A 14,291-nucleotide genomic window follows, 5' to 3' on the forward strand; every position below is an offset into this window, starting at 1 on the left:
AAATAATCAGGTAACAGCATTCTGCCTAACTTTATCCTCTAGTACTACATGCTGCGCAATTGCACGGTTCTACCCCTCCGGATCTGCTTTTATCAAATAATTTTCAGAAAACTGTTTCTTCATGTTCTCTTCATCTTGACAATATAGTTTTGGCACATAAACTATTAAAAACCCTTAAGACGATGAAAAAACTATCATTCTTAGCCGTAGCCTTTTTAGCTGTAACCACTGCCTTCGCGCAGTCTAATACAACTGCAGTAGATGCACAGTCTAAAACAGCTACCGAAATATCTTCAGAAGACAAAGGCAAATCAGTAGAAGTATCATCTTCCAAGTCGGCTTCCTATAAATCTGAAACATCTTTTAAAGGCAACACTGCTGACGCGGAAGGAAAGGCTGAAGGAAGAGCGGCTCTGAAAGCAGAGAAATCAGCTAAAGGCAAAAAAGAAGCTCCTAAGCAGGACAAAGATGAAAAAAGCGCACCAAGGGAGAACCATGGCCAGGCCGTCGCAGAAGTGGCGCAGCAAGTGGAAACTACTGCCACTGCAGAAGGCAGAAAGGCAGAGAACCACGGACAGGCTGTGGCAGCAGTTGCACAGGGTACAGCTGCAAGTGTAGCAAGCAAAGGCGAGCAGGCTGCTGAAAGAGGTAACCAAGCCGCCATCGGAGTAGCACAACACTCTGAGGCAGCCTTAAAAGCAGAAGGCAAAAGAGCAGAGCAAAACGGCGAAGCCACTGTGGCAGTGATGCAACAGACAGAGGCCTCGGTAGCTGCACAGGGCAACGCGAAAAAAGAGGATGGCAGGCAGGCAGCTGCTCAGGCAAAACAGCGTACTGAGGCTGAAGCAAATGGACAGGCCAGAAGCGCAGAAACACATGGTGCAGCGGTAGTGGGAGTAGCTCAAAACACTACTTTACAAGGGGAGCAGAAAGCCCAGGAAGTGAAAGAAGTGGCTACCTCAAAGCGCCAGGAGAAGCCTGCCAACGCAGAGGCAGAAGGCAAAGTGGAAACAGCCGCCAAAGTGAAGCCCTCCATCCGCAGAGGAGGCGCCTCCCGTGCTGCGGGTGCCGCCCGGGCAGCAGGCGCTGTTAATGCTGCAGGCGCGGGTGCTGCTACAAGCGCAAAAGGTGCCGTAAATGGCGCTGTAAATGGCGCTGTTGCCCCTGCTAAAGTTATCACAAACGGCGCCTCTGCCCGTCCGGTGCAGGTAGGTGGTGCCGTGAAAGTAAACACCAGAGTAAAAGTTGGTAATTAAGCTTACATCTCACCTTATTTATAGCTCAGCAGCCTGGCCTTGTGGCGCAGGCTGCTGAGTTTTACCTCTTCATCTTGCTTATGAAACAGTTAAAGACTTGCCTCATGCTGATTGGGTGGCTGCTTTTGGCTCCTGCCCTGGCCAGTGCCAGCCCTGCCGCCCCGGCACTGGCTAACACGACCGCTCCTGCAGATACCGCAAAAGCAAAAAAAGGCTGGTGGACTATTGGTGCCGAGGTAGCCAACAATTCTTCGTTCTTCGGCCGGAACACGGCCAGGCGCTTTCCTTACGCTGCCACTACTGTTACATACCTGCACCGTACCGGCTTATGGGCCTCGGCAACATCTTATAAGCTGTTTGACACGGAGAGCTATATCGATGAAACTGATTTGTCTATGGGCTACAGCTTTAAGGTTCGGGACCTGGTGGAGGCGAATATCAGCTACTCCCACTTTATCTTTGGAGAAAACACTCCCCTTGTAAAGGCGACCACATCCAACATATTTTCGGCCAAAGCCGCCCTGGACTGGGGCATACTTTATACCGGCGTAACCTCCAGCTACATATTTGGTGAAAGTCACGATGTATTCGCGGTATTAGAGAACTCCCGGTTTGTACCGCTTAACCCGCTGTGGCATGGAAAGCACATCATTGGCGTTGACCCCAAAGTAACCATAACAGCGGGCACACAGCGTTTTTACGAAACGCACACCACGACCACCAGAAACAATGACACCTCTTCCACAGGGACTAAACCCAGCGCTGGAGGCCCTTTGTCAGGCACCCCGATTGGCGGCATTCTGAATCCGGGTGGTACTGGGGGCAGTACTAGTTCCCCTAGCGGCACCGGTACCGGCACTGGCACCACCACTACGACCACGACCACCAAAGCAGTTAGCCGGTTTAATGTGCTGAACTATGAATTAAAGCTGCCAGTGGTCATCTATTTAGGTAACTTTGAGCTGGAGCCGGCCTTCAGGTATGCCATTCCGGTAAACAAGATCGAGGGCGACGACTCAAAAGCGCAGTCTTTCTATTCGTTGAACGTTAGCTACACTTTCTAAATCTTTTTTCCTAAAGCCAATCCCCATGCATGTACTTATTGTAGAGGATGAGAAAAGCCTGGCGTCAGAATTGGAGCTCTTTTTAACCAAAGAGCATTATCGCTGCGACACCGCCCACACGGGCCGCGAGGCATCCGAGAAAATAGCCGTTAACCTGTATGATTTTATTTTGCTGGACCTGGGCCTGCCAGATTATAACGGGCTGGACCTGCTGCGGGAGGCCAAGGAACTGGAGCATCAGCCGGCTATCATCATCCTGACGGCCCGTGGTGCCGTGGAAGACCGCATCGAAGGCTTAAGCCTGGGCGCCGATGACTACCTACCCAAGCCATTTTCGCTTCTGGAGCTTCAGGTGCGTATGCAGGTTATCCTGCGCCGTAAATTCAACACCAAGTCCAACATTCATACGCTGCACGGGCTGGAGATTGACAGCAACGCCCGGCGCGTGTGCTTTAACGACACAGAGATTACGCTTACCAAAAAGGAGTTTGACCTGCTGCACTACCTTATCCTGCACAAAAACAGAATCCTGACCAGGTTACAGCTCACAGAGCATATCTGGGGAAATATCCTGGAGGATGACTATGACTCCAACTATATTGACGTGCACATCAAGAACCTGCGCAAGAAACTGGCCTCGTACATCCCGAGCGATTGGCTGGAAACGGTACGGGGAGTGGGTTACAGGCTAACGCTATAACATCATGAGGCTTCAGTCAAAGCTTACGCTCTCCAGCGCAGCATCCAAGGTCATTATCCTGCTGCTGCTGATTTTACTTTTGCCCTCGCTTGTGAACAGGGTGGCCCTGCACAACACAGACAAGCGCCTTCTCCAAAAGAAGGAGCAGGTGTTTGACATTATTGAGGAAAAAGGCATTGGATCGTTTGTGAGCACCGGAACAGAGATGTACGGCAGCTACAACCTGCTGAAAGAGGAGTTTATTTCCATGGAGCCCATCGACGCGTCGCAAATCGATAACAGGATAGAGAACAGCCTTCGCAAGGTGGAGGGCGAGGTGCTGGAATACCGGGTACTAAGCTTGGCCTTTGAAGTGGAAGGAGGTACCTACCTGCTGGAGATTGGCCGGAGCCTCGACACCATCCGCGAGACCAGCAATACCATGCAACGGTATGCCGCCTACTTCCTCATAGCAGTGGTGCTGATTACAGTATTCATTGAGCTGGCCTTTGTGAAGATACTCCTGCGCCCGCTCACCCTCATCATCCGGCGTTTGCAGCGCATCGGGCACCCCGATACGTTTAAGCCAAACACACTGGCCACCTCTACCAGCGATTTCCTGTACCTCAACGACACAATTAACAGCATGATGGTGCAGATGCAGGAGGCTTTCCTGAAGGAGAAGGAGTTTATCGGGAATGTGTCGCATGAGCTGCTGACACCAGTTTCTATTTTACAGACGCGGCTGGAGAACCTGCTCAACGACCCGGCCATGCCCGGGGAGATGCTGGTAAAATTGGTGGATAGCCAGCGTACACTGCACCGCCTCAAAAGCATTATCCAGGCACTGCTCCTCATCTCCCGCATCGAGAATGAGCAGTACCTCCGGAACGAGGACATAAGTATCGAAAAACTGGCCCGGGATGTGGCCGAAGAAATTGAAGAGCGCGTTGAGGCCAAGCGGTTGACCTTTGACCTGAACATCACAGAGAATATCACTCTCAAAGGCAATTACTCGCTGCTATTCACCATGCTCTTTAATGTGGTAAACAATGCCATCAAGTACAACAGACCAGGCGGCGCTATTGTAATAGAGAGCCGCCAAACAGAAAAAGGCTACCTGCTGAGCATCAGCGACACCGGCATTGGGATGCCGGAAGAGCAACTGCCACACATCTTCAGCCGGTTTAAGCGCCTGCACACCCCAGACGGTGAAAGCCACGGCCTTGGCCTTCCTATTGTGCAGACAGTCGCCAAGTTCCACAACATCAGGCTTTCCGTCGACTCCCAGTTGGGCAATGGCACCTGCTTTACTTTTCTGTTTCCTGCAGCCCCGTCAGATGCCACTGCCATCTATACACAACGCACAGCAACTGTGCATGACACCGTAGTTTTATAAACGACGAGAGGCCCACCTAGAACAGTGGGCCTTTCTTTGCTAGCGCACGCCTTCCGGCGGCATGAAAAACTCCGGCTCTTATGTTACTCATTGAGCGGAGGCTGCGCGTGAGGCGTATCTTTGGGAGGATGCCCCAGCACCCCTTTCAGCATATAGGTATCCAGCGGACTGTCGGATTTCAGGATGCTGATCGAGCCATCCCGCTCCATCACGACCGCACGCACCTGGCTCAGGTTGGTAATGCCTTTCTTGCGCAGGCTTTGCAGCAGGTCCTCTTCCGTTATCTTAGCTCTCTCCAGAAACTCAGGCAGTATTTCAGGGCCGTCCATCAGCATAATGGGGGCATTGTCAACCACCTTGGCCAGGCCATGCCTCCTGTACTTTGCCACAAGCCACCGCAGCAGGAAAAGCGTGCCAAGGCCGATGACGCCTCTCAGCACAGGTGCCCCACCCGTAGAGGTTGCTCCTACAACGGCACCAAGCGCCACTGTCACGGCAAAGTCAAACGCGGTTAAGCGGGCAAAACTCCTTGGGCCAACCAACCTGCTGAACAGAATAAGCACCACATAAATGGCCAGCGCTGCAAGCACAGTAACGCCTGCCTCTACCCACGTAATCTGAAGTTGCTGCTGCATGTTGTATTTGTTTGTCTTTCTTACACCTTAAAACGACAGCCAGTAAAAAGGGGATACTTAGAGATGTGGAGACAATTACATGATGCATGAAATGAGTCACTGGATAAGCTTTAGCCACACTAGGTTGGATAGCATCAAGCACCAGCATAGCATGCCAAATTAGAATTACAGTGAGATGCTTTGGAATATAATGCAGGACAGGTGGTACCAGATACAGTTATAAAAGCAGAAGCCCGCCATCTCTGGCGGGCTTCTGCTTTTATAGGCTTACAGCAACTACAGCTGGTTATTTTTCTCCGGGTTAATCAACTTGCGCTCCAGGAAATCCGTCATCATCTTAAAGCGGTGTAGCAGGGTAACTCCTCCTCCTACGCCGTGGTTACGGTTAGGGTAGTAGAAGCTCTCGAACTGCTTGTTGGCGCTGATCAGGGCATCCTGCATCGCTACCGCATTCTGGAAGTGCACGTTATCATCGCCGGTGCCGTGAATCAGCAACAGGTCACCCTGCAGCTGGTCAGCAAACGAAAGCGGCGAGTTCTGGTCGTAACCGGCTGCGTTCTCCTGTGGTGTTTTCAGGTAACGCTCCGTATAGATGCTGTCGTAGAAGCGCCAGTTGGTAACCGGGGCCACCGAGATACCGGCACGGAAAATACCGTCGCCTTTGGTCAGGCCCAGCAGCGTCATGTAGCCCCCGAAGCTGTGGCCCCAAATACCGATGCGGTCTTTGTCTACGTACGGTTGGTTGCCCAGCCACTTCGCAGCCTCAATCTGGTCTTCTATTTCATACTTACCCAGGTTAGCGTACGTCACCTTCTTAAACGCAGCGCCACGGGCACCTGTACCACGGTTGTCCACACTCACTACTATAACACCTTTATCAGCCAGTACCTGATGCCACAGGTAGTTGCTGCCACCCCAGCTATTGGTTACCGTTTGGGAGCCAGGGCCACCATACACAAACATCAGCACTGGGTACTTCTTGTTCGGGTCGAAATCTGCTGGCTTAATCATCCAGCCGTTCAGCTTCGTGCCATCCGCTGTGTTCATGGAGAAGAACTCCTGCTCAGCTATGTCGTACTGTGCCAGCGTGTTCTTCAGCTTCTGGTTATCCTCCAGCACTTTGATGAGCTTACCGTCTTTGGCTGTATGCAGGCTTACGGTTGGCGGCACATTGGCAGCAGAGTAGTAATCGAGGTAGTACTTAAAGTCGTTGCTCATGTTCACGCGGTGCGTGCCGGCTTTCTCTGTCAGGCGCTTCTTGCTTTTGCCTTTGCTGCTTATGCTGTACAGGTGGCGGTCCAGCGGCGACACCTCTGTAGACATGTAATACAGGCGATCGTTCTTTTCATCATAGCCCACAAATTCACTCACCTCCCAGTTGCCGTTGGTAATCTGGCGCACCAGCTTACCATTCATGTTGTACAGGTACAGGTGGTTATAGCCATCTTTCTCAGAGGAGTGGATAAAGTTCTTGCCGTCGTTCAGGTACGTCAGGTCATCGGTAATATCAATATAAGCCTTGTCCGTTTCTTTCAACACTACATCCGCTTTACCAGTGGTGGCGTTGGCGTGCAGAATTTCCAGGGTGTTCTGCAGGCGGTTCATCTTCTGGATGGACAGCAGGTTCGGGTTGTTCGTCCATTTGATGCGCGGGATATAAATATCCGCCTCATTGCCCGTATCCATTTTCACCGTTTTGCCGCTGGCTACATCGTACACCGATACTTTTACCGCTGAGTTGGCCTCTCCCGCTTTCGGGTACTTGAACTTGTAGTCCTGCGGGTAAAGTTCACCCCACATTTGCATGTTAAACTCCGGCACGTTGGTCTCATCAAAGGTATAAAAGGCGATCTTCTTACCGTCCGGTGACCAGTGGAAGCCTTTCGCAAAAGAGAATTCCTCCTCGTATACCCAATCCGCATACCCGTTAATGATGGAGTTAAACTTACCGTCGGTGGTGATCTGTGTTTCCTGCATGTTGCTCAGGTCCACCACAAACATGTTGTTCTCGCGGGCAAAGGCCACCCGCTTCGCATCCGGGGAGAAGGAAGCATATAGTTGCTTGCCGCCATCGCTGAGCTTCGTCAGTTTCCTGGAAGGGATATCGTAGATGTAGAAGTCAGCTTTGGAAGAGCGGCGGTAAATCTGCTCGCTCTCTGTTGCAAACAGCACTTTTTGCTCGTCAGAGCTGAAGGTATAGTCGTCGAACTGGATAGGCGTATTGCTGCCCGCCGGTATCAGGTTCTCGCCTTCAATGATGCTGCTGACAGGCTGCCCGGTAGTGACGTTATACTTCACGATGTCGTACACCCTGTTCTTCTCTTCGGGTACCTGGGAGCTGTAATACTGGCCGTCTTTCATCCAGTTCACCCCATACACCGACTCCGCCCGGAAAGTACCCTTGCGGTAGATGTCCTCCAGGGTGATGGCCTTTTTCTGCTGCGCCTGCGCCACAAAGGCGAAGCACAGGAGCACAGCAGCTAAAAGGTTTGTCTTTAGTTTAATATGCATGCGTTTTGTTTATAGTTTTTCCTTCCTCTAAATTATAGGAATAATATCGTTTCGCCATAAATCGTAGCCAAAACCATACCTACTCCCCCTGCAGAACCTTAAAAACAGCCATGAGTTCAAAAAAAGCAGGCAGCCCTTGCCAGAGCTGCCTGCTTCAGATTTTTTCTGCTTTTGCTTTAGGCTTAGAAGTTGTACCCTACTGTTAGCAACACAGAGCTCTGCCTGTTGTTGATATCGACCACAGGCTCACCGCCACCGGAACTGAACTGGTACGGAGAATAGCGACTCTCGCTGGTGCTCCTTACATAGGCCAGGTCGGCGTAGTAGTTCTGCAGGCGCACCCCTGCTCCAAATGATACAGAGTTAACAGCACCACTCAAGGCAGAGCTAACATATGGGTCTCCGCTGTGGGCATAGCCTGCACGCACTCGGAATGCCTCATAGCGGCCTTCTGCCCCGATTCTGTAGTTCATGGCTGACTGGTACATAGTAGAGATGCTGTTGTTCAGGTTGCCGTAAAAGTTGCCGGTGCCGTTACCAAAGCTGTCATCCTCCGAAAAACGGGTACCTGCATAGTTCACATACTCAATGTCGCCGGTTATAAAGCCATACTTACCCAGGAAAACAGCTACGCCACCAGACGCTCTGAAAGGTGTCGTAAGGCGGTAAGTAAATTCTCCCGGCACTTCTGAGGCACTGTGCCTTTCCGATGCCCCGGTCCCAGGGTTCAGCGTAGTAGCGTATAAAGACCGCTGGTAGGTATCCGTAAGGGTGTACGCCGTTGGCGTCTGAATGGAAGCTCCGATGCGAAGCGCATCAATCGGCCTGGCAATAATACCCACTTTCAGGTTCACGCCTGCCCCGCGTGTTGTAAACTGGTCAAACAACTCCAGGTCATAATTCCCTTCTACATCCGCATTGCCACCTTCATCAAAACTAGCTACATAATGGCCTGATTCAAGAAAAGTGCTTTGCTGCGTCAGGTTCGTTGTTAAGATTCCGACAGATGCACCAATGTAGATCCTGTCGCGGTAGCTGGTACCCACGCCAATGTCAATCTGGTTCTGGGAACCTCTGCGCTCAACCTCTTCACTCTGGGCTATATTGCCTAAGCTGAAAAGCGGGGAGGCATACTGCCCCTGATCGTCCTCCAGCACATCAATCAGGTAGGTGCTGTAGGCCAGGCCCTCTATGGTTACCTCACGCCCGAACTCTGCGTCCAGGCTTTGCTGCAGCGTTTCGCCATTGTTCAGAACCCTGCTGTTTGCCTGATCTGCAAAATAATCAACAATGGTATTTGGCGGAACAGCCGTGTTGTTGTAGCTGACGCGCTGGTTAAAATTGTTGAGCCTGGTAAGGCCGATACCGAAGTTAATGCCGCGCCAGTCGCTGTTGTCCTCGTCGCCTTTGCGGTTAGAAAGTATAATGCTGGCCTGCGGAATAGTGAGCATGTTGCGCTCATCCGACTGCCGTGCCCCTTCTATATTGGTACCTGTAGTATTGAACTGTAATGCTGGTGTAAAACTAAACTCTGACCGGCGGAACATACCCAGGCCGGCAGGGTTTGATGAAAGGTTGGAAACGTCAGCACCTAATGCGGTTTGTGCGCCTCCTATACCTTGTATACGTGCGGAGCCTGTTACGCCCAGTTGAGTGTAGCGCAGGGCATCCACCTCGGTTTGAGCAAAAGCAGTTCCGCTCCAGCCTAGCGCGAGCGCCAGGCTGGCCAAAACTATCTTCTTCATGTTATCTTCGGTTATGCTTTACAGATTAGATTTTAGTTACCCCCTCTTGGTGGACGACCGCCGCCACCGCCAGAAGAACCACTGCTACGTGGCATCGGGCTGCTTTGCATCGGGCTGCTTCTTTCATACGTTGGGGCCGGACGGCTCTCGTATGTACGGGTCGGCCTGCTTTCGTAAGTACGGGTACGCTCCTGTTGCTGCTGTGGCTGTCGGTACTCCTGCGTACGGCTGCGGCGCTCAGTTCTTGTTGGTGTAGTGCGCTGCTCCTGCTGGTTAACGGCAGGCTGGCGTGTTCTACGGCTTGGACGTGTTGGCAGGGCTCTCTTCTCTCCTTCAGACCGGATGATGTTACCTTCTGTTCTTGTCGGAGAAGCTTCAGTTTCGCCTCTGCGGGCTGGACGGCCTACGCTTTCTGAGCCTACTGTTTGTCTGCCAATGCTCTCTCCCTCATTCACGCCACCTCTGGCAGGTCTGCGCAAAGCCGGGTTGTCTGTTACAACGGCACTGCGGGAGATTCTCGGGCTGTTCTGTATTCTTACAGGGTTGCCGATTACGATAGGGCGGTCATAGAAAGTGCCATAGTAAGGGTTACCTCCGTAAAAGCCGTTGTTAAAACCATTTCTGAATCCATTGTAATAGCCGTATCCATAGCTGTTAGGCCACCAGCCGCCCATGCCCATCATAGGGGAGTTGTAAAAACCACCACCCCAGGCCATCGGCATACCCCAGCCCATGCCATAATTCAGGCTAATGTTCAGGCCTCTGTTCCAGCCCCAGTACGGACTGCGACGGAATGAACTGTAATAAAACGGATCGTCGAAAAAAGGATCGTAGAATGGATCATAAAAAGCAATACTGGACATACGCGGAGCATATGCTGCACCCCAGTAAGGGTCTACAAACGAGTAGCTCGGCCGATACCAGTTATTACGGGCATCGTAAGAACGTCCATCGTAGTACTCATCATCACTGTAATAGTTATCGGTTCTGGCACTGCTGCTACCTGAGTATTCCGGGTTCAGCACCTCTCCCTCGGCAAGCGCCTGCTCTGTGCTGTTTTCGGTATATCTCTGATTCGCAGTTACCTCAGGCTCCACATACTCGGTTTTGTCTGATGAACTGTAGTACATGTCATCATACTCTGTAGATTGCATCGCAATAGGGCTGCTGCAACCTACCGCCATCAGTGCGAGCATAGGGGCAATTGTAAGTAATTTATATTTTTTCATGACCTGCTGCTGTAAAAGAATTTATCTATTTTGCTCTATATCAAAGATAAACACACAATGGCGCAAAACCTTATCCATAGTATAATATATTAACGTAATTTTGAGCCAGAATGATATGTGGCTTTTGACTATAAACTAGCAAAATCTGTTCCAAAAGCCCTAAAAATTAGCTATATATAATAAAATTGGTTTAAAAGATGAGTAAAGGGTTACCTAAAAGAAGCGAAGACTACTCCCTGTGGTATAATGAGCTGGTAAAGAAAGCTGGCCTGGCTGAAAACTCTGCTGTACGTGGGTGCATGGTGATCAAGCCGTACGGTTTCGCAATATGGGAGAAGATGCAGCGCGTGCTGGACGATATGTTTAAAGCAACAGGACATCAGAACGCTTACTTCCCGCTGTTTGTGCCCAAAAGCCTGTTTGAAGCCGAAGAGCAAAACGCAGAGGGCTTTGCCAAGGAATGCGCCGTGGTAACCCACTACCGTTTGCAAACCGACCCCGACAATGCCGGCAAGCTGCGTGTGGACCCGAATGCCAGGCTGGAGGAAGAGCTGATTGTGCGCCCTACCTCAGAGGCCATTATCTGGAGCACGTACAAAAACTGGATCCAGAGCTACCGCGACCTTCCCCTGCTGATTAACCAGTGGGCAAACGTGGTGCGCTGGGAAATGCGTACGCGCCTGTTCCTGCGCACAGCTGAGTTCCTGTGGCAGGAAGGCCACACGGCACACAGCACTGCTGAGGAGGCTATTGCCGAAACAAAGCAGATGATGGAAGTATACGCCACCTTTGCCGAGCAGTACATTGGCCTGCCGGTAGTAAGAGGCGTGAAAACACCAAGCGAACGTTTTGCGGGCGCCCTGGACACCTACTGCATCGAAGGACTGATGCAAGATGGCAAAGCCTTACAGGCTGGTACTTCACACTTCCTGGGCCAGAACTTTGCCAAAGCTTTTGACGTGAAATTCGCCACCAAAGAAGGAGGCCTGGAGCACGTATGGGGCACCTCGTGGGGCGTGAGCACACGTTTGATGGGGGCACTTGTCATGGCACATTCTGATGACGAAGGCCTGGTACTGCCTCCAAAGCTGGCACCTATCCAGGTAGTGATCGTGCCGATTTACAAAGGCGAAGAGCAGCTGGCGCAAATCAGCGAAAAGGTGCTTGCGCTGAAGAAGGCACTGGAAAGTAAAGGCATCAGCGTGAAGTTTGACGACCGTGACACCGAGCGCCCTGGCTTTAAGTTTGCCGAGTGGGAGCTGAAGGGCGTGCCGGTGCGTTTAGCCATCGGAGCCCGTGATCTGGAAAACGGCACTGCTGAAGTTGCCCGCCGCGATACGAAGGAGAAGAGCACGCAGCAATTCGATTCGCTTACAGACTACATCCCTGCCCTGCTGGATGAGATACAGGAGAACATTTACAGCAAGGCGCTGAGGTACCGGGAAGAGCATACCACCAAGGTAGACTCTTATGAGGAGTTTAAAGATGTGCTGGAGAACAAGGGCGGCTTTGTGCTGGCGCACTGGGATGGCACCCCGGAAACAGAGGAGCGTATCAAAGAAGAAACAAAAGCCACAATCCGCTGCATCGCCCTCAACTCACCGGAAGAAGACGGCGTGGATATGCTGACAGGCAAGCCAAGCAAGCAGCGCGTGTATTTTGCCAAAGCATATTAAATTCCGTTGATTGTCGCCCGCCCTCCACAATAGCAACAGTTCAAAACAAAACGCCGCCTCCAGCCACGGAGGCGGCGTTTTGTTTTGAACTTGTGCACAAAGCGGGCCAATAGCAACAAGTCGTAAAAGCAGGCCGGCCAGCAGGTAAGCATCCTTTACTTTGTTAAAAGCAGGTTTTACCTATAAATATTCCTTTTCCCTTGTGGAGAATTAGCTATATTTACCTATACAAACGCACCGCACGATGTTACTGGACTGGGTTACAGTTGTACTACTCATTGGCATAGGTTTGCTCCTGATTATTGTGGAGCTGATTTTTGTGCCGGGCACAACCATTGTAGGTATCTTAGGCTTTATACTTGCTGCCATTGGCATCTGGATAGGATATGCTGCACTCGGCACCACCATCGGGCACATTGTTCTTGCTGGTACAGTGCTGATAGGCGCTTTGGCATTTGTCTATAGCTTCCGCTCTAACAGCTGGTCGCAATTTGCCTTGAAAAATCAGAACCGCAGCCATGTCAACGAAGACAACCCCCATCTGCTGGAGGAAGGTGAAATCGGCACGACAGTTTCAGCACTGCGCCCCCAGGGCACTGCGCTGTTTTCTGAACGCCTTCACGAAGTGCAGACCCAGGGAGAGTTTGTGGCACCTAACAGAACAGTCCGCATCATCAGGTTGAGTCAAAATAAAATAATAGTAGAAGAAGTCAGCTAAAAAACACAGATGGAAAACCTATCGGTATTGCTCATTATTGCAGGAGTCATTGTGGCCCTGATGATATTCCTGTACTTTGTGCCTATCAGCCTCTGGATCACGGCCCTTTTCTCCGGGGTAAGGGTAGGGCTGGCAGAGCTGGTGTTTATGCGTATCCGGAAGGTGCCACCCAGCCTTATTGTCAACTCCATGATAAACGCCACCAAGGCAGGCATCGACCTCACCACCACAGAACTGGAGACACACTACCTGGCAGGCGGTAATGTGCCAACGGTTATCAAGGCGCTTATTTCTGCCGACAAAGCCAACATTCCACTTTCCTTCAAGCAGGCCACCGCGATAGACCTGGCCGGCCGTAATGTATTCGAAGCTGTGACAACTTCTGTTAACCCGAAGGTAATAAACACGCCCAACGTGGCCGCTGTGGCACAGGACGGTATCCAGCTGATTGCAAAAGCCCGCGTAACGGTGCGCGCCAACATCAACCAGTTGGTTGGTGGTGCCGGCGAAGAAACCATCCTGGCCCGTGTGGGAGAGGGTATCGTGACGTCTATTGGTTCTTCAGGCTCTCATAAAAGCGTTTTAGAGAACCCGGACATTATTTCTAAACTGGTGCTGCAGAAAGGCCTGGATGCGGGCACTGCCTATGAAATCCTTTCCATTGATATTGCCGACATCGATGTAGGCGAGAACATTGGCGCCAAGCTGCAGATTGACCAGGCAGGTGCCGACTTGAAGGTGGCTGAGGCAAAAGCCGAAGAGCGCCGTGCCATGGCCGTGGCCGTAGAGCAGGAAATGCGCGCCAAAGCACAGGAGGCCCGCGCCAACGTAATTCAGGCCGAGGTGGAAGTGCCTCAGGCCATTGCAGCAGCCTTCCGCAACGGCCAGTTGGGCATCATGGACTATTACCGCATGCAGAACATCCAGTCTGACACTGACATGCGCAACTCCATTGCCAACCCAGGAGGGGGAGGCGCCAACAAGCCTAAAGAATAACAGAAAGCTAAAATAAAAGATAAAAGGCGGCTATACCCAGGTGTAGCCGCCTTTTGTTTTAAATTAGCAAAGCTTAGAAGAGTTTAGAAGGGAAGAGCAATCTAAGAAGATACTTCCTGGTTCGTATGTAAACCCTTGTATGACAGACAGAGGCAATTAAAAGCCGTTTATCATACGCGCGAAGGTGACTAAGCTTGCTGTAGCGCAGACAGAGAAAGGCAGGACAAGGTAAAGACAGGCACACGCTCTCTGTCTACACAGTTACAGGAGGCATAACAACTAGAAGCTATCTCAAAAATACCTAAGCATTATCTTCATGCACGCGAGCAGCAGGAATGCCAGGTAATTATCAGCCTTCTTTTCCTGTCTGACCAAGGTTCTTC

The 14,291-nt window shown here is 51.4% G+C and carries 11 protein-coding genes; 7 read left to right on the forward strand and 4 right to left on the reverse strand.

What is annotated here, in order from left to right; translation table 11 throughout:
• Positions 1–182: 182 nt before the first annotated feature.
• The 4 genes from ACYVB1_RS14315 (at position 183) to ACYVB1_RS14330 (ending at position 4,398) form a co-directional block, all read left to right on the forward strand.
• Complete coding sequence (locus ACYVB1_RS14315; RefSeq protein WP_460924461.1) at positions 183–1,256, forward strand: hypothetical protein; 1,074 nt, start codon at positions 183–185, stop codon at positions 1,254–1,256.
• Positions 1,257–1,336: 80 nt separating this feature from the next.
• Complete coding sequence (locus ACYVB1_RS14320; RefSeq protein ID WP_460924462.1) at positions 1,337–2,320, forward strand: hypothetical protein; 984 nt, start codon at positions 1,337–1,339, stop codon at positions 2,318–2,320.
• A gap of 25 nt (positions 2,321–2,345) precedes the next feature.
• Positions 2,346–3,020 carry a response regulator transcription factor gene (locus ACYVB1_RS14325; protein ID WP_460924463.1) on the forward strand — a complete coding sequence of 225 codons (675 nt, stop codon included), beginning with the start codon at positions 2,346–2,348 and terminating at the stop codon, positions 3,018–3,020.
• Between the two features lie 4 nt (positions 3,021–3,024).
• The gene (locus ACYVB1_RS14330; RefSeq protein WP_460924464.1) at positions 3,025–4,398 is read left to right on the forward strand and encodes a sensor histidine kinase; all 1,374 of its coding nucleotides are present in this window, start codon (positions 3,025–3,027) and stop codon (positions 4,396–4,398) included.
• An 83-nt stretch (positions 4,399–4,481) separates the two neighbouring features.
• On the opposite strand, the gene ACYVB1_RS14335 is transcribed toward ACYVB1_RS14330, so the two are convergent.
• From ACYVB1_RS14335 to ACYVB1_RS14350, 4 genes are all read right to left on the reverse strand, one after another.
• A complete protein-coding gene (locus ACYVB1_RS14335) occupies positions 4,482–5,033 on the reverse strand; it encodes a DUF421 domain-containing protein (protein WP_460924465.1) in 552 nt (183 codons plus the stop codon).
• 276 nt (positions 5,034–5,309) lie between these two features.
• A complete protein-coding gene (locus ACYVB1_RS14340; RefSeq protein ID WP_460924466.1) occupies positions 5,310–7,544 on the reverse strand; it encodes a S9 family peptidase in 2,235 nt (744 codons plus the stop codon).
• A gap of 182 nt (positions 7,545–7,726) precedes the next feature.
• Positions 7,727–9,289: an OmpP1/FadL family transporter gene (locus ACYVB1_RS14345; protein WP_460924467.1), complete on the reverse strand. Its 1,563-nt coding sequence runs from the start codon at positions 9,287–9,289 to the stop codon at positions 7,727–7,729.
• A 32-nt stretch (positions 9,290–9,321) separates the two neighbouring features.
• A complete protein-coding gene (locus ACYVB1_RS14350; RefSeq protein ID WP_460924468.1) occupies positions 9,322–10,518 on the reverse strand; it encodes a hypothetical protein in 1,197 nt (398 codons plus the stop codon).
• Positions 10,519–10,715: 197 nt separating this feature from the next.
• Between ACYVB1_RS14350 and proS the strand changes: the two genes are divergently transcribed.
• From proS to floA, 3 genes are all read left to right on the forward strand, one after another.
• Complete coding sequence (proS, locus tag ACYVB1_RS14355; protein ID WP_460924469.1) at positions 10,716–12,194, forward strand: proline--tRNA ligase; 1,479 nt, start codon at positions 10,716–10,718, stop codon at positions 12,192–12,194.
• Positions 12,195–12,438: 244 nt separating this feature from the next.
• The gene (locus tag ACYVB1_RS14360) at positions 12,439–12,912 is read left to right on the forward strand and encodes an NfeD family protein (RefSeq protein ID WP_460924470.1); all 474 of its coding nucleotides are present in this window, start codon (positions 12,439–12,441) and stop codon (positions 12,910–12,912) included.
• A 9-nt stretch (positions 12,913–12,921) separates the two neighbouring features.
• Positions 12,922–13,908 (forward strand): flotillin-like protein FloA, encoded by a 987-nt coding sequence (floA, locus tag ACYVB1_RS14365; RefSeq protein WP_460924471.1) that lies wholly within the window; start codon positions 12,922–12,924, stop codon positions 13,906–13,908.
• Positions 13,909–14,291: the final 383 nt, after the last annotated feature.

This window comes from Pontibacter brevis (genome assembly GCF_054779655.1).